Genomic DNA, 15961 nt, shown 5'->3' on the forward strand with positions numbered 1-15961 from the left:
CACCGGCGCAGCACCCACAGGAGCCGCACCTTGCCCACGCCCCACGCTCCCGCGCACGACACCGGGCGCACCCACCGCAGAAGCCGCCCGGCGGTGGTGGCCGCCGCACTGGCCGCCGTCTTCCTCGGCACCCTCGGCAACGTCTCCGCGACCCCCGCGCGGGCCGCGACGGAGCCGGGGGCCGGGCAGCCGGTGGCCGCCGACTGCCCGCCCGCCCTCGCGAAGAAGGCCACCTGCTACACCGGACGGGACGCCAACGGCGCCCACTACGCGATGGCGGTGCCCCACCGCTGGAACGGCTCGCTCGTCGTGCACGCCCACGGCGGCCCCGACCTCGGTGACGCCTCCGACCCCGCCCGCAGCACCGAGGACCTGGAACGCTGGGCGGTGATGGTCGACCAGGGGTACGCCTGGGCCGGCTCCTCCTACCGGCGCGGCGGCTACGGGGCCCGCATGGCGGCCGCCGACACCGAGAACGTGCGCCGCCTGTTCACCGACCGGTTCGGCCGGCCGGAACACACCTACCTGCACGGCCAGTCCTGGGGCGGGAACGTCGCCGCCAAGGTCGCCGAGACCTACGGTCGCCGGCCCGGCGCCTACGACGGGGTGCTGCTGACCAACGGTGTGCTCGGCGGCGGTTCGCGCGGCTACGACTACCGCGTGGACCTGCGGGTGGTCTACCAGTACTACTGCCACAACCATCCGCGTCCGACCGAACCGTCGTACCCGCTGTGGCAGGGCCTGCGCGCAGGCTCCACCATGACGACCGCCGGTCTGCGCGCCCGCCTCCAGGAGTGCACCGGCTACGCCTCCGACCCGGCCGACCGGACCGCGCGGCAGCAGCGCAACCTCGACGACATCCTCGCCGTCACGGGCATCCCCGAGCGCACCCTGGAGTCACATCTGCGGTTCGCCACCTTCACCTTCCGGGACATCGTGACCAACCGGCTCGACGGGCGGAACCCCTTCGGCAACCGGGGCGTGCACTACACGGGTTCGCACGACGACAAGGCGCTCAACGCCGGTGTCGAGCGCTTCTCGGCCGACCCCACCGCACGCCGTGATCTGTCCTGGGACAGCGACCTCACCGGCAAGGTCTCCCTGCCCGTCCTCACCCTGCACGCCATCGACGACCCGACGGCCTTCGTGGAGCACGAGGCGGCCTACCGCGCCACCCTCCGAGGGGCCGGCCGGGAGGGGAACCTCGTCCAGACCTTCACGCGGGAACACGAGCACAGCTCGCTGAGCGACTCCGAGTACGCCAACTCCATGGCGGCGCTGGACACCTGGGTGCGCACCGGCCACCGGCCGAGCCCGCGTTCGATCGCCGCCTCCTGCGGCACCTTCGACGCCACGTACGGCGAGGGCTGCTTCTACGACCCCGGCTTCCACCCCTCCCCGTACGCCTCGCGGGTGCGGCCCCGGCCGGGCGGCCTCGCCTGGCCGGCCATGACGGCCGCTCAGGAGCGGGCGTGGAGCAGGATCGAGGGCGTGGGGATCGCGCCCTAGTCAGCCGCTCTCGCTCAGCACCGCCCGGATCACGTGGCGGGCGTTGCCGGCCATCGCGGGGTTGGTCCTCCGGTAGTGGGGCAGGGCGATGAGCGCCTGGGAGAGGGTGCGGCCCCGGCCGCGCCGCCACGTCGCCCCGTCCACGCCGAGCGCCTCGCGGAAGATCTCTCGCGCACCGGCCGGCAGCAGGTTCCACGCCGGGAAGAGGTCGCAGGCCGGATCGCCCACGCCCATGCACCCGAAGTCGATCACCGCGGACAGCCTGCCGCCGGTCACCAGCAGGTTGCCCGGCATCAGGTCCGCGTGCAGCCAGCGGGGCGGCCCGTCCCAGGCCGGGGCGCGCAGCGAGTCCTGCCACACCTCGGTCAGCGCGTCGCAGTCGACGTCCTCCTCCGGCAGGCCGCGCAGCGCGCCGAGAGCGGCCCGCGTGGAGGCGTCGAGCGTGGCGAGCGGCCCGCCGCGGTACGCCTTCGGCGCGTTCGGCAGGGTGATGCCGCGCATCGCCGTCACGAACCCGGCCAGATCCACCGCCAGCGACTCGGGGCCCGTCAGCCCTCCGGCCTCGGGGAGCTGTCCGGGCAGCCACCGGTAGACCGACCAGGGCCACGGGTAGCCCTCGGCCGGCGCGCCTTCCCCGAGGACCTCGGGTACGGCGGTGGGCAGCAGCGGCGACAGCCGGGGCAGCCACTCCCGCTCCGTCGTCACGTCCGCCACGCCGCCCCTGACCAGCGGCAGCCGTACGACCATGTCCTCGCCGAGGCGGTACATCGCGTTGACCGTGCCGCCGGAGGGGTGGCGTCCGAGGGGCAGCCCCGCCCACTGCGGGAACTGCCCCTCGACCAGCCGCCGTACGAGGCGGTCGTCGAGGTCGTACGGGCCCCGGTGCGTCTGCCCTGAACTCATGGGCGTCATCGGACCCTTCGGCGCCGACGGCCGTCAACCGCTTTACCGTCGGCGGCGCGGGGCCGGCCGGGATCAGACGCCGAACTCCGAGGGCGGGATGTTGAGCGCGGTGCAGGCCTCTCGGATCGCGTACTGCTCGGACGGCTCGAAGGTCCCGTCGGCCCCGGCGACGACCATGCCCGTCTGGACGACGGCGCGGGCCTCCGCGGGCTTCTTGGCGGCCTTGGCGATCACCTGGAGGGCCTCGGCCCGGCCCTGCTCGAAGTTGGCGAGGAGCCGGTCCACATGCTGGTTGAACCGCTGGCGGAGCTGGTCCGCCGGGAAGTTCTGCAGCACCTCGTTGGAGACGATCAGCTCCTCCACGCGCTGCCGCTCCGACGGCTCCACCCGCCCGTCGGCGGCGGCCACCAGCGCGCACATCGCCATGCTGGCGTCCCGGTAGGCGCCGCTCTTGAGCTCGTTCTTGGCGGAGGCGAGCTGGGACTTGAACATCCCGATCAGCTGGGCCTTGGAGCCGCCGGAGGACGAGCCCGACCTGCCGCCTCCCAGGGGACCGCCGTGCGATCCCTGTCCGGATCCGCTCGCTCCCCGGGCGCCCTGGGACTGCTGGAAGGTCTTGGCCTGGTCCTTGATCTTGTCCCACATCGCCACTCGTGCCACCTCGGCTTCTGTCGCTGTGCATCGGTCTGTCCTCGGCCGCGTTTCCCGCGGTCATCACGATGAACGCGCCCGGGAACCACAGGGTTCCCGAAAGGCAAAGGAAAGGCAAAGCCCAGGCCGTCGTGGCCACTTGCCGGTGAGCCGCACGGTCACCTTCGGGTTCCCGAGTCACCGGAAAGTGCGTTCTTCCCTGGTCGCGCCCACTCTCCTACGGTTTCCGAGTAACCACAGGAGAGCGCGAGAGCAAGGAGGCAGAAATCATGGCCGTCACCCTGGTGAACCCCGGCGGGTTGCCGGAGATCGACGTGTACCGGCAGGTGTCGATCGCGTCCGGAGCCAAGCTGGTCTTCATCGCCGGGCAGGTCGCCTGGGACGCAGACGGCGTCACCGTCGGCGAAGGGGACCTGGCCGCGCAGGCCGAGCAGTGCTACCTCAACGTCGCCACCGCCCTGGCCGCGGCCGGGGCGTCCTTCGCCGACGTGGCGAAGCTGAACGTCCACGTCGTCGACTGGACCCCCGACAAGATGCCCCTCCTGCTGGAGGGCATCGCGCGGGCGGCCGCGAGGCTCGGGGTGACCCCGGCCGCACCGGCCACCCTGCTGGGCGTCGCGGCACTCGACGTGCCCGAGCACCTGATCGAGGTCGAGGCGACCGCGGTCGTCGGCTGAGCGGCCACCGCTCCGTTCCCCGCGGGCCCGCGCGGCCCTCTGGCGGCGGGCCCCCACGGCACGCGCCCGCCGCCCCTACTGGGGTGCCGGGCGGGCGCGGCCCCGGTCCGGAGCGCCGGTGTGCCGACGGCAGGACGCGTCGTGCCGCGTACCCAGAGAGGTCCACCACCGCTCGCAGCAGTTCACGGGGGCGGGGACGGGCGCGGTGACCGGGCGGGCCAGGCGCTCGGCCCGCTGCGCCAGGAGGAGACCGCGCCGGTGCATCGCGCCCTCGCGCGCCGCACACCAGGCGAACACGGCGGCGGCGTACAGGCCGGGCAGGGCGAGCCAGGGATGGTGGGTGGCCGCGTATCCGGCGGCGCCGAGCAGGAGCACGGCGGCGGCACGGCACGCACGGGCGGTGCGCAGACTCGGCGTCACAGGGAACTCCCGTGGGTCGGCGGGGAGAAGGCTCGGGCCCTTCGTATGCCCCCGGTTCGCCGTCCTACGTCCTCGCGTCGTGTCTTCGCGCGTTCGATCGCGGGCCGGGGCACTCTGCCGCGCCCGGCGGAAATTGCGTTGCGGTCACCTGCCGCCGTCCCCGAACCTGCTCCTCATGCCCCCTGCCGACCTGCGGCCGGCCACGCTCGCCGACGCGCCCGCCATCACCGCACTCCTCAACGAGATAGACCGGATCGAGATCGGCCGCCCCGAGACCGACCAGCACACCGTCGAAGCCGATCTGAAGCACCCGCGCACGGACCTCACCCAGGACTCGTGGCTCGCCTTCGACGACGGCCGGCTGGTGGCGTACGGACTGCTGTGGGACGAGTCCGGCTCAGAGCGCGTCGACATCGACCACTACGTGCTGCCCGACCACCAGCGGACCGGGCTGGACATGCTGGTCGCCATGGAGGCCCGCGCCCTGGCCACGGCACGGGCGAACGGCGCGGAGCGTGCCGTCGTCCACCTCCATCTCAACGCCCGGCCCACGACCGACACCGCGCTGCTCACCGGGCGCGGCTGGAGCGTCGTGCGCACCCACCACGTACTGCGTCGCCCGCTGGACCCGACGGCCGACCTCCCGCCCGAGGTTCCCGCCGGGGTGCGGGTGCGGGCGTGCACCACTGAGGCGGACCGCCTCAAGGTGCACGAGCTGTACCAGCGGTCGTTCGCCCAGCACTTCGACTTCCAGCCGCGCGAGTACCGGCTGTGGCTGGCCGACATCGACGCCGCGGGGCTGGACTGGTCCCTGGTGTGGATCGCCGGGACCGACGACCTGGGCGACGCCGGATTCCTGCTGGCCCGGGACGACCGCGAGGCCATGGGCTGGATCCGCAGCATCGGCGTATTGCGCGAGGCCCGCGGCCGGGGCCTCGGCGGCTTCCTGCTGCGCCACGCCTTCGCGCACTTCGCCGCGCGGGGCAGGGACACGGTGGGCCTCGGCGTCGACACCGCCAACGCGACGGGCGCCCCGCGGCTCTACGGCCGCAACGGCATGACGGTCCACTTCGGTGTCGACACGTGGGAGGCCGTGATCGCCTGACCCCGCCGGTCGGCCGGGTGAACGGCCGTGCGCACCGGACACCCGGGTCTAGGACCGGTCCTGCGCGTGGTGGCCCAGGGCCGCGGTGCGGCTCGTCGCCAGATGGTGGAGGACCAGCTCCTGGACGCGGTCCACGTCGCGGGCCGCGATCGCCCGGTAGAGGGCCTCGTGTTCCAATGCGACGGCGAGCAGGTCGTCGTGCTGGCCCAGGAGCCAGCGCAGCCGGCTGCGCAGGACCCGCTCCAGCTCGTTGAGCAGCTCGTTGGCGGCCAGCGAGACGACGGTCTCGTGGAAGTCGGCGGCCGCCCGGCGGGCCCGGACCGCGTCGTCGGCGCGGGCCGCGTCGAGTTCGGCGTCCACCGTTGCGCGCAGCCGCTCCAGACCCTCCCGCGTGTGCCGTTGGGCGGCGAGCCGGAACCCCAGGGTCTCCAGGCCCGAGCGGACCTCGTCCAGGTCGGCGATGTCGCTCGTGGTGAACTCCCGCACCACCGCCCAGCTCCGCGGCCTCGGTGTCACCAGGCCCTCCGACACCAGGATCTTGAGGGCCTCGCGGACCGGGAGCCGGCTCACCCCGAGGGACTCGGCCAGCTCCCGTTCGACCAGGCGGCTGCCGGGACTCCGCACACCGTCGATGATCTCGTCGCGCAATTGCCGCGTGACCCGCTCGGACTCGGGCATGAAGCCCTCTGACGCAGCCATCGCCGTCCCTCGTCTGTTCCCGTTCCCCGGCACGCCGACCGCGCCGTGCGGAGCGGCGGTCGGGCGGCCCGTCAGGATACCCCGGGGGCCGCGGGCGGCCGGGGCCGGAGGGCGCGAGGCCGGATCAGCCCGCCCGCGGGGGCCAGTTGACGATCCGCTTGGGACGCGGGCGGGCGTAGGTGCGCACCTTGGACGTGGACAGGCCGAGCCTGACCAAGGACTCCGCGACCGTCACGGCCGCGGCCACCCCGTCGACCACGGGGACACCGGTACGCTCCACCACGCGCTCGGCGAGACCGGCCATGCCTCCGCAGCCCAGGCAGATCACCTCGGCCCGGTCGTCCTCGACCGCGCGGGCGGCCTGCTCGGTGATGGCGTCCACGGCGGCCTGTTCGTCCCGCTCCAGTTCGAGTACGGCGAGCCCGCTGGCCCGCACCGAGGCACACCTGGCGCTCAGCCCGGCCACCTCCAGCCGCTCCTCGATCAGCGGGACCGTACGGTCGAGGGTGGTGACGACGGAGTAGCGGCGGCCCAGGTACTGCGCGGTGCTCGCCGCCGCCTCCGTGATGTCGACGACGGGCACGTCGAGCAGCTCCTGGAGCCCTTCGCGCCCGTGTTCGCCGTAGCCGGCCTGGATCACCGCGTCGAACGGCTCCGGATGGGCGCGGACGGCCTCCATCACCGCGACCGCGGCGAGGTAGCTCTCGTAGTTGCCCTCGACGGACTCGGCACCGAAGGACGGTGTCAGCGGCACGATCTCGGTGCCCGGGGAGGCCGCGCCGGCCGCCTGCTTGCCGATCGCGTCGGTGATGGACTGCGTGGTGTTGACGTTGACCACGAGGATGCGCATGGGGGCCTGGGCCTTCTGCTCGAACGGGGTGGTTCCGCGACGCGGCGGGTCGGGGGAGGCGCGCGCCGGGGAGAAGCGTGCCGGGGGAGGAGCGTGCCGGGCTATTCCGCCGCGACGGCGATGGACTCGCCGTCCACGTCGCGGAACAGGGAGGCCCGGTCGGCGATCAGCGCGTACAGCGCGGCCGCGATGACCGCTCCGATGAACCAGGAGAACCCGGCCGCGGCGTGGAAGAAGGGGACGAGAGCGACGACGACGGCGATCGCGGCGCTGGGGACGAAGGCGGCGACGGCGCGCGGGTTGTAGCCGCGACGGTAGTGGTACTCGGCGCCGGCGTCCTCGGTGTAGAGGGCCGGCACGTTCACGCGGGACCTGCGCAGCAGCCAGTAGTCCGCCATGATCACGCCGAACAGGGGGCCGAGCAGCGCGCCGAGCCCGCCGAGGAAGTAGTTGACGACGACCGGGCTGTTGTAGAGGTTCCAGGGCGTGATGACCAGGCCGAGGACCGCGCTCACCAGCCCCGCGCGGCGGAAGTCGAGCCGGTGCGGGAAGAGGTCGACCAGGGCGTAGATGGGCGCGACGAAGTTGGCCAGCAGGTTGACCGCCACCGTCAGGGCGATGAGGCACAGCGAGGCGACGGCGAGCAGGAACATGTTGGGGATGGTCCGGACGATGTCCGTCGGACTGGTGATCACGTGCCCGTCGAGGGTGAACTGGGCTCCGCTGAGGACCGCCACGATGACGGCGAAGAAGAGCATGTTCACCGGGATGCCGATCACGTTGCCGCGCACGATGGAGCCGCGGCTGCGCGCGGACCGGGTGAAGTCGCAGAAGTTCAGCACGAACGTCCCGTAGATCACCACCCACAGGGCGGCTGCCTGGAGCACCTGGAGCCACATCGCGCCGCCGGTGAGCGGATCGTCGATCGACACGGAGACCGACCCGTCGGCCCGGACGAACATCCACACCGCCAGGGCGCACATCGTGAGCAGGGTGGTGGGCGCCGCGAAGGCCATGTACCGGCGGATCATCTGCATCCCGTAGCTGACGATGAGCACCTGGAGGGCCCACAGCGCCAGGAAGGTGATCCAGCCGAGCGTCGACTGGCCGAGCAGCGAGTTCCCGTCCAGGGAGGCCAGGGAGGGGAACATGGCGACCAGGAGAGCGCTCAGTACGGCGGAGGCCAGATAGGTCTGGATACCAAACCAGGCGATGGCTACGGCGCCCCGGACGGCCGCCGGAACCTTCGCTCCCCGAATGCCGAACGCGATGCGGCTCATGACGGGGAAGGGCACCCCGGTCTTGTGTCCCATGAACCCGGACAGCGTGAGCAGGAGGAACAGCAGGCCCGAGGCGAGCGCGAAGGCGGCGAGGGTGCCCCACACGTTCAGGCCGAGGGCGAACAGTCCGATGGCGAAGGCGTAATTGCCCAGGCTGTGCACGTCGTTGGCCCACAGCGTGAAGACGTTGTAGGCGCCCCAGCGGCGCCCTTCCCGCTTCGTCGGGGCCAGGTCGTAGGTGTAGAGGCCGGAGCTGGTGGCGGTGTCGCCGGTCCGTGCGGACGAGCGGCGGTCTTCCAGGGCAGTCATACGGGACTCCTGGGATCAGGTGCGGGGAGTTGGAGGCTTTCACAAAGCGGAAGCGGCTTTCCGGTGAACAGAACGTAGTTTTGCCCAAACCGCACCGTCAAGAGGTCTGCGGCAAATGGAATACCATTTTTGGAGCCGTGGACAGCCCTGTGAGCCACTGCCGTCTCAGTGCCGCCCGGGGCCCTCCGTGCTCTCCCGCAGGACGAGCCGGTGGTCCACCACCAGGTCCTGGGGCGCCTGCGCCTCCGACTCGGCACCGTCCGGCGCCGTGGCCTCCTCGATGCGGTGCTGGAGCAGCTGCACGGCGACCCTGGCCACCGCCGCCTTGTCCGGAGCCACCGTGGTCAGCGTCGGGACGCTGAACCGCCCGCCCTCCACGTCGTCGAAGCCGATGACGGCGACGTCCTCGGGCACCCGTACCCCGTGCTCGTGCAGGGCGCGCAGCGCACCCAGCGCCAGCTGGTCGTTGAGGCAGAGCAGCGCGTCCGGCCGCGCACCCGCGGACAGCGCCCGCGCCACGGCCCGCGCGCCGTCGGGCATCCGGAAGGAGCCGACCGGCAGCAGGGCGGCCGGATCGTGGGCGATGCCCGCCTCCGACAGCGCCGCCCGATAACCCCGGGTGCGGGCCTGGGCCGTACCGAGACCCGCGTCGTCGCGCCCGCCGACGGCGAGGATGGTGCGACGTCCGAGCCCGATCAGATGGCGGGTCGCCTCACGCGCCGCGCGCTCGTTGTCGATGGCCACATGGTCGGCGCCCTCCTCCAGGAGTTCCCCGAGCAGCACCGTGGGCGGGAATCCCGCGCGGTCCCGCAGGTCGTCGGCGGTCAGCGCGAGCGGACTGAGGATGATCCCGTCCACGAAGGTGGAGCCGAAGCCGGCCAGCGCCGCCAGCTCGTGGGCCCGGTCCGCGCCGGACTGATGGATGAGGACGGTCAGGGACCGTTCCTCCGCCGCGCGGACGACATGCCGGGCCAGCTCCGCGAAGTACGGTATGTCCAGTTCGGGGACGACGAGCGCGATGATGCCGGTCCTGCCCCTGCGCAGATGACGGCCGGCCAGATTCACCCGGTAGCCGAGGTGTTCGATGGCCTCGCGCACCACCTGCCTGGTCCGGTCGGAGACATGGGCGTAGTCGTTGATGACATTGGACACCGTCTTCTCCGACACGCCCGCATGACGTGCGACGTCCTTGATCCTGGGCCGTGCCACCGAGACCTCCCTGCCTCTCTCGCGCTGCCCGAGTCTATGTCCCGGTACGGCAGAGGGCGGCGGTACCGGGACGGCGGCGCAGGCCCGCACCGCACCTCCGTCACCAGCGCGGATCGGTGGCCCCGGCTCTTTACAGCCGATGTACATCGATGTAAAAACTAGCCACCGCATGAGCTCCGGCCGTCGAAAGGTCCGCGATGAGTTCCCGTCTGCCTGCCCAGGGGGTGCCGGCCGTGTCCGATCCGGTCCGCCGCCCCAGCCGCCGCCGGTTGCTGCGCAACGCCCTGGCCGGGACGGGAGCCCTGCTCGCCACCGGCCCGCTGGCCGGCTGCGTCTCGCCGGCCTCGGCCTCCGGGGCGTCGTCGCTGAGCGTGTGGGACCTGTTCCAGGGCGGCGACGGCATGCTGATGGACGAGATGATCGAGGCCGTGTCCAAGGGGGCCGGGGGAGCCGAGGGCTTCGACATCGACCGGACGATCCTGGACTGGGGCCCGTCGTACTACACCAAACTCGCCATGTCCGCGGCCGGCGGACGGGCCTCCGACGTGGCCGCCATGCATCTGTCCCGGCTGGCCGGCTACGCGCCGGGCGGCCTGGTGGACGCCTTCGACCTGGACCTGCTCGCCGAGTACGGCGTGACGGAGAAGGACTTCGCCCCGGCCGTGTGGTCGCGCACCCGGCACGAGGGGACGGTCTACGCGATCCCGCTGGACGTCCACCCCTTCATCGTGTTCTACGACAAGAAGGCCGCCGAGCAGGCCGGACTCCTCGACACCTCCGGCGAACTGGCCCCCATGGGCTCGCCCGAGGCGCTGTTGGAGGCGGGCAGGGCCCTCGCCGAGGCGACCGGAGAGGCGGGCATCCTCTTCGGCCACGTCACCGACACGGCACAGAACTGGCGCCTGTTCGCCGGGCTCTACGCACAGACCGGCGCCGCGTTCGACCTGCCGGACGGCGGTCCGCCCAAGATCGACACCGACGCCGCCCTACGCGTCGTCACCCTCATGACGCGGCTCTTCGACGGGAGGACCAACCCCAACAACCTGGACTACAACGGCGCGCTGGCCGCCTTCAGCAGCGGTCGCGGAGGCATGGCGATGCTCGGCGAGTGGGAGCTGCCGACGCTGAAGAAGTCCGGCATGGAGCTGGGCGCCGCGCCGTTCCCGCAGGTCTTCGAGAAGCCGGCCGTCTACACCGACAGCCACAGCTTCGTCCTCCCGCACCAGGACAGCCCCGACCCGGCCCGGCGCCGCGAGGCCCACCGGTACGTCGCGCAGATACTCAAGCAGAGCCTCACCTGGGCGGGCGCCGGCCACATCCCCGCCTACCAGCCGGTCCTCGCGGAGCCCGAGTACGCGGCGCTCGACCCCCAGTCGTCCTACGCCGACGCCGCGAAGGTGGCCGTGCTCGACCCGCCCAACTGGTTCGCGGGCGCCGGCTCGAACTTCCAGAACCGGATGTGCCAGCCGCTCCAGTCGGCGCTGCTGGGCAACACCACCCCCGAGAAGGCGGTGCGGCAGATGGTCCGCGAGGCCGACACGCTGCTGCGGCAGCCCAACCCGGTGGCCTGACCGGTGAAAGGAGTGACCGACGTGTCCACCACCGCGCCGCTCGGCGCCGAGGCGCAGACGAGTCCACCCCCTGCCTCCGCCGGCGGCCGCCGCAGCGCCCTGGGCCGCATACGCACCGGCAACGGGCTCGTGTTCGTCCTGCCGTTCCTGCTCGTGTTCGGCCTCTTCATGGTGTGGCCGATCGTGCAGGGGCTCTGGATGAGCTTCACCGACAGCTCGCTCGCCCTGCGCGACACCAGCTTCGTCGGCTTCGACAACTACACCGAGGCGTTCGGTGATCCGGACGTGTGGAGCAGCCTCGGCAACACCGTCTTCTTCACCGTCCTCTCCAGCGTCCCGCTCGTACTGGTCGCGCTCGCGATGGCCCTCCTGGTGCACAGCGGGCTCGCCGGGCAGTGGGTGTGGCGCCTGTCGTTCTTCGCGCCCTACCTGCTGCCCGTGACCGTCGTGACCATGATCTGGACCTGGCTCTACCAGCCCGAACTGGGCATGGCCAACCAGCTCCTCGACACCCTCGGCATGGCACCGGTCGGCTGGCTGTCCGACGAGTCCGTCGCCATGTGGTCGGTGGCCGCCCTCACCGTCTGGTGGACGGTCGGCTTCAACTTCCTGCTCTACCTCGCGGCACTCCAGTCCCTGCCCACCACCTTCGACGAGGCGGCGGCACTCGACGGGGCCGGCGCCTGGCGCCGCCTGTGGTCCGTCACTCTGCCCCAACTGCGCCGGACCACCGGCCTGGTCGCCATGCTCCAGGTGCTGGCCTCACTCAAGGTGTTCGACCAGATCTACATCCTCACCAAGGGCGGACCCAACGGCTCCACCAGGCCGGTCCTGGAGTACGTCTACGACGTCGGCTTCACCGGCTACCGCCTGGGCTACGCATCCGCCGTCTCGTACCTCTTCTTCGCCCTGATCGTCCTCGTCTCGCTCGTGCAGCTCCGCCTCTTCCGCCGGGAGGACTGACCGTGTCCGCCACCGCCACCACCCTCCGCCCCCGGCGCCGTCCACCCCGCGAAGCGGCCGGCTCGCCCCTCCTCCTCGGCCACGGAAAGCTGCCCCGCGCCCTGGCCGGGACCGCCCTCGTCGTCCTCGCCGTCCTGTGGCTGCTCCCCTTCGTGTGGGCGGTCATCACCTCGGTGCAGAGCGAGGAGGACATCAACACCACCGGGCTGTCCCCGTTCAAGGGCGCCTTCACCCTGGACGCCTACCAGCAGATACTCGAACGCGGCCACGTCACCCTCTGGGCCTTCAACAGCTTCCTGATCTCCGCCCTGGTCACGCTGATCACCGTCGCGGTCTCCACCCTCGCCGCGTACGGCTTCTCGCGCGGCACCTTCCGCGGCCGCAAGGCGCTGCTCGGCGTCACCGTGGCCGCCATCATGGTCCCGCCGCAGCTGCTCGTCGTCCCGCTGTTCGACCAGATGACCCTGTTCAACCTGGTCGACACCTATGCGGCGGTCATCCTGCCGCAGGTCGTCGCGCCGATGATGGTGTTCATCCTCAAGCGGTTCTTCGACGGCATCCCCAAGGAGCTGGAGGAGGCGGCCCGCATCGACGGCGCCTCCGAGTTCCGGGTCTTCCGGTCGATCGTGCTGCCGCTCTCGCGGCCCATCGTGGCCGCCGTGGCGATCTTCGTCTTCATCGGTGCCTGGAACAACTTCATGTGGCCGTTCGTCGTCACCAACGACCCCGACCTGATGACCCTCCCGGTGGGCCTGGCCACGGTGAAGGACGCCTACGGCATCCAGTACGCGCAGTCCATGGCCTCCGCCCTGCTGGCCGCGCTGCCGCTGATCGTGGTCTTCCTCCTCTTCCAGCGCCGCATCGTCAACTCCGTCGCCACCACCGGCCTCGGCGGTTCCTGACCCTTCACGGCCGTACCCACGGACCCGGCGTTCGCGCGCCCGGCCCACCGATCGACTGGAGCATGTGTGCCCACTCACTCCGTACCGCGCCCGGAGTACCCGCGACCGCAGTTCGTGCGGCGCGACTGGCTCAACCTGAACGGCGCCTGGCAGTTCGAGACCGACCGGGGGGACAGCGGCCTCGAACGCGGTCTGCTCGACCGCGAGCTGCGTGAGGAGATCCTCGTCCCCTTCCCGCCCGAGTCCGAGCTGTCCGGCATCGGCGACACCGACTTCCTGGAGGCCGTCTGGTACCGGCGGGTCGTCACCCTGCCCGCCGCCTGGGCCGGACGGCGCGTCCTGCTGCACTTCGGCGCCGTCGACCACGACACCACCGTGTGGGCCGACGGCAAGGAGGTCGCCCGGCACCGCGGCGGCTTCACGCCCTTCATCGCCGACCTCGGGGACATCGCCGGGGCGGGGGAGGAGGTCGTGATCACCGTGCGCGCCCGCGATCCCAAGTCCGGGCCGCAGGCGCGCGGCAAGCAGGCGGTCGAGTACGCCAACCACGACTGCAACTACACCCGGGTGACCGGCATCTGGCAGACCGTCTGGCTGGAGCCCGTCCCGGAGACGCACCTGCGCCGCCCCCGCATCACCCCCGACCTGGCCGGCTCCGCCTTCCACCTCGAACTGCCCCTGTCCGGCAACCGCCCGGGCCACCGGGTCCGCGCCGTCCTCCGCGACGCCGACGGCGAGGTGAGCCGCGCCGAGGCACGCGCCGACCTCGACCTCGCCCCGCGCCTGCACCTGCCGGTGCCGGACGACCGGCGGCGCGAGTGGGGCCCGGACGACCCCCACCTGTACGACCTGCGCCTCGAACTCCTCGACGCCGCCGGGCAGGTGGTCGACAGCGCCGAGAGCTACGCCGGACTGCGCGCCGTGGGCCTGCGCGGCAAGGCCGTCCTGCTCAACGGCCGCCCGGTCTTCCAGCGCCTCGTCCTCGACCAGGGCTGGTACCCGGACGGACTCATGACGGCGCCCACCGACGAGGCCCTGGTACGGGACATCGAGCTGGCCATGGCGGCCGGCTTCAACGGGGCCCGGCTGCACCAGAAGGTCTTCGAGGAGCGCTTCCTCCACCACGCCGACCGCCTCGGCTACCTGGTCTGGGGCGAGTTCGGCGACTGGGGCTGCGAGACCGGCGGCTCCTCGGGCGACAACCAGAAGCCCGACGCCTCCTACGTCGCCCAGTGGCTGGAGGCGCTGGAACGCGACTACTCGCACCCCTCGATCATCGGCTGGTGCCCGCTCAACGAGACCTACCAGAAGCTGCACGACCGCATCACCCGGCTCGACGACGTGACCCGCGCGATGTTCCTCGCCACCAAGGCGATGGACACCACCCGCCCGGTCGTCGACGCGTCCGGCTACGCCCACCGGGTCGCCGAGACGGACATCTACGACTCCCACAACTACGAGCAGGACCCCGCCGCCTTCCGGCAGTTGATGTCCGGCCTCGCCAAGGACGCGCCGTTCGTCAACGCCCACGAGAGCGGCGCCGCCTACTCCCAGCCCTACCGCGGCCAGCCGTACTTCGTCAGCGAGTTCGGCGGCATCTGGTGGGACCCCGAGGCGGCCGCCGACCGTTCCGGCGAGGACCGCACCGTCTCCTGGGGCTACGGCGAACGCGTCCGCAACGAGGACGAGTTCCACGAGCGGTTCGGCGGCCTCACCGAGGTCCTGCTCGGCGACCGCGGCATGTTCGGCTACTGCTACACCCAGCTGACCGACGTCTTCCAGGAACAGAACGGCATCTACCGCTTCGACCGGAGCGAGAAGCTCGACGTCGCCCGCGTCCGCGCCGCCCAGCTGCGCCCGGCCGCCATCGAGGAGCCGGAGGACTGAGGGCCGGTCCGGTGCGGGGCCGGAGGCGGTGTTCCGCCGCCGGCCCCGCCCGGGATCAGAAGGGCCGGTCGCCCTCGACGGCGACGCGTTCGGCGACGCGGCGCTCGGTCCCGTAGTCACCCACGGCGTAGTGCTGGGTGGCACGGTTGTCCCAGAAGGCGACGTCGCCCGCCTGCCAGCGCCAGCGGACCTGGTACTCGGGCACGTGCGCCTGCTGGAAGAGGAGGCGCAGCAGCCGGTCGCTCTCGTCGCGGTCCATGCCGGTGATGTGGGTGGTGAAGGACGTGTTGACGAAGAGCATGCGCCGCCCCGTCTCGGGGTGCGTGCGCACGACCGGGTGCTCCACGGGCGGGAAGAGATCCTGGTGCGGCAGCAGCCGCTCGGGGCCGTAGAACCGCGCGAAGCCCGGGATGAAGTCGTGCACGGCGCGGGCGCCGTCGATGCGGTCCTTCACCTCCTGCGGCAGGTTGTCGTAGGCCGCCGCCATGTCCGCCCACATCGTGTCCCCGCCGAACGGCGGCACCTCGCGCAGCTGGAGCACCGCACCGAGCGCGGGCCGTTCCCGGAAGGTGACGTCGGTGTGCCACACGTTCTCGTACGTCGGTGCGGCGCCGGCGCCCTTGTCGAAGCGGACGACGTCGTCGCTGGAGCCGGCGGCGAGCAGGGGGTTGGTCTCCAACTCGCCCCAGTTGCGGGCGAAGTCGCGCTGCTGCCCGGAGGTGAGGTGCTGCGCCCGGAAGAACAGCACCTTCCACTCCAGCAGGGCGCGGTTCAGCTCCTCGCGCAGCGCGGGAGTGAGGGGGCGCGAGAGGTCGACGCCGCGGATCTCCGCGCCGATGGTGCGGGCCTGCGGGACGACCTCGAAGTGGGCGTAGGGCCGGTCCGCCCACCCGTCGGGCAGGCGGCGCAGGATGCGCCGGCCCTCGTACATTCCGTCCGCCGGGATGCGTGCTTCGCGCAGGACGGTGTTCGGGCCGGCGGCCGTGACGGTCATGGGAGTCCTCCCCTTGGGCAGCGGGTTGCGGG

At 72.0% G+C, this 15961-nt stretch carries 15 protein-coding genes; 7 read left to right on the top strand and 8 right to left on the bottom strand.

What is annotated here, in order from left to right:
• Window positions 1–30 precede the first annotated feature (30 nt).
• Window positions 31–1509 carry a DUF6351 family protein gene (locus D1J63_RS34490; protein WP_125634417.1) on the top strand — a complete coding sequence of 493 codons (1479 nt, stop codon included), beginning with the start codon at window positions 31–33 and terminating at the stop codon, window positions 1507–1509.
• Here D1J63_RS34490 and D1J63_RS34495 read toward each other — a convergent pair whose 3' ends face one another.
• Both D1J63_RS34495 and D1J63_RS34500 read right to left on the bottom strand, forming a co-directional pair.
• On the bottom strand, window positions 1510–2412 hold the full coding sequence (locus D1J63_RS34495) for an aminoglycoside phosphotransferase family protein (RefSeq protein WP_125634419.1): 903 nt from the start codon (window positions 2410–2412) through the stop codon (window positions 1510–1512).
• A gap of 72 nt (window positions 2413–2484) precedes the next feature.
• Window positions 2485–3063, bottom strand: coding sequence for a TerB family tellurite resistance protein (locus tag D1J63_RS34500; protein ID WP_125636026.1), 579 nt, complete (start codon window positions 3061–3063; stop codon window positions 2485–2487).
• A 269-nt stretch (window positions 3064–3332) separates the two neighbouring features.
• On the opposite strand from D1J63_RS34500, the gene D1J63_RS34505 reads away from it, so the two are divergent.
• Window positions 3333–3740, top strand: coding sequence for a RidA family protein (locus D1J63_RS34505; RefSeq protein WP_125634421.1), 408 nt, complete (start codon window positions 3333–3335; stop codon window positions 3738–3740).
• Window positions 3741–3815: 75 nt separating this feature from the next.
• Here the strand turns inward: D1J63_RS34505 and D1J63_RS34510 are convergent, their stop codons facing one another.
• Complete coding sequence (locus tag D1J63_RS34510) at window positions 3816–4160, bottom strand: hypothetical protein (protein ID WP_125634423.1); 345 nt, start codon at window positions 4158–4160, stop codon at window positions 3816–3818.
• A gap of 175 nt (window positions 4161–4335) precedes the next feature.
• Here D1J63_RS34510 and D1J63_RS34515 point away from each other — a divergent pair, with 175 nt between their 5' ends.
• Complete coding sequence (locus D1J63_RS34515; protein ID WP_125634425.1) at window positions 4336–5265, top strand: GNAT family N-acetyltransferase; 930 nt, start codon at window positions 4336–4338, stop codon at window positions 5263–5265.
• Between the two features lie 48 nt (window positions 5266–5313).
• On the opposite strand, the gene D1J63_RS34520 is transcribed toward D1J63_RS34515, so the two are convergent.
• The 4 genes from D1J63_RS34520 to D1J63_RS34535 all read right to left on the bottom strand — a co-directional run bounded on the left by D1J63_RS34520 (window position 5314) and on the right by D1J63_RS34535 (window position 9612).
• Window positions 5314–5964, bottom strand: a complete 651-nt coding sequence (locus D1J63_RS34520; protein WP_102930009.1) for a GntR family transcriptional regulator — start codon at window positions 5962–5964, stop codon at window positions 5314–5316.
• A 124-nt stretch (window positions 5965–6088) separates the two neighbouring features.
• Window positions 6089–6814 (bottom strand): aspartate/glutamate racemase family protein, encoded by a 726-nt coding sequence (locus D1J63_RS34525; protein WP_125634427.1) that lies wholly within the window; start codon window positions 6812–6814, stop codon window positions 6089–6091.
• Window positions 6815–6915: 101 nt separating this feature from the next.
• Window positions 6916–8403, bottom strand: coding sequence for an NCS1 family nucleobase:cation symporter-1 (locus D1J63_RS34530; protein ID WP_125634429.1), 1488 nt, complete (start codon window positions 8401–8403; stop codon window positions 6916–6918).
• Between the two features lie 165 nt (window positions 8404–8568).
• The gene (locus D1J63_RS34535; protein ID WP_125634431.1) at window positions 8569–9612 is read right to left on the bottom strand and encodes a LacI family DNA-binding transcriptional regulator; all 1044 of its coding nucleotides are present in this window, start codon (window positions 9610–9612) and stop codon (window positions 8569–8571) included.
• A 197-nt stretch (window positions 9613–9809) separates the two neighbouring features.
• On the opposite strand from D1J63_RS34535, the gene D1J63_RS34540 reads away from it, so the two are divergent.
• The 4 genes from D1J63_RS34540 (at window position 9810) to D1J63_RS34555 (ending at window position 14935) form a co-directional block, all read left to right on the top strand.
• A complete protein-coding gene (locus tag D1J63_RS34540) occupies window positions 9810–11183 on the top strand; it encodes an extracellular solute-binding protein (protein ID WP_164713105.1) in 1374 nt (457 codons plus the stop codon).
• 21 nt (window positions 11184–11204) lie between these two features.
• Window positions 11205–12146: a sugar ABC transporter permease gene (locus D1J63_RS34545; protein WP_164713106.1), complete on the top strand. Its 942-nt coding sequence runs from the start codon at window positions 11205–11207 to the stop codon at window positions 12144–12146.
• Between the two features lie 2 nt (window positions 12147–12148).
• Window positions 12149–13048, top strand: a complete 900-nt coding sequence (locus tag D1J63_RS34550; RefSeq protein ID WP_125634438.1) for a carbohydrate ABC transporter permease — start codon at window positions 12149–12151, stop codon at window positions 13046–13048.
• Window positions 13049–13114: 66 nt separating this feature from the next.
• On the top strand, window positions 13115–14935 hold the full coding sequence (locus D1J63_RS34555; RefSeq protein ID WP_125634440.1) for a sugar-binding domain-containing protein: 1821 nt from the start codon (window positions 13115–13117) through the stop codon (window positions 14933–14935).
• Between the two features lie 55 nt (window positions 14936–14990).
• On the opposite strand, the gene D1J63_RS34560 is transcribed toward D1J63_RS34555, so the two are convergent.
• Window positions 14991–15929: a TauD/TfdA family dioxygenase gene (locus D1J63_RS34560; RefSeq protein WP_125634442.1), complete on the bottom strand. Its 939-nt coding sequence runs from the start codon at window positions 15927–15929 to the stop codon at window positions 14991–14993.
• Window positions 15930–15961: the final 32 nt, after the last annotated feature.

This window comes from Streptomyces sp. KPB2 (assembly GCF_003950055.1).
Lineage (GTDB): Bacteria > Actinomycetota > Actinomycetes > Streptomycetales > Streptomycetaceae > Streptomyces > Streptomyces salinarius.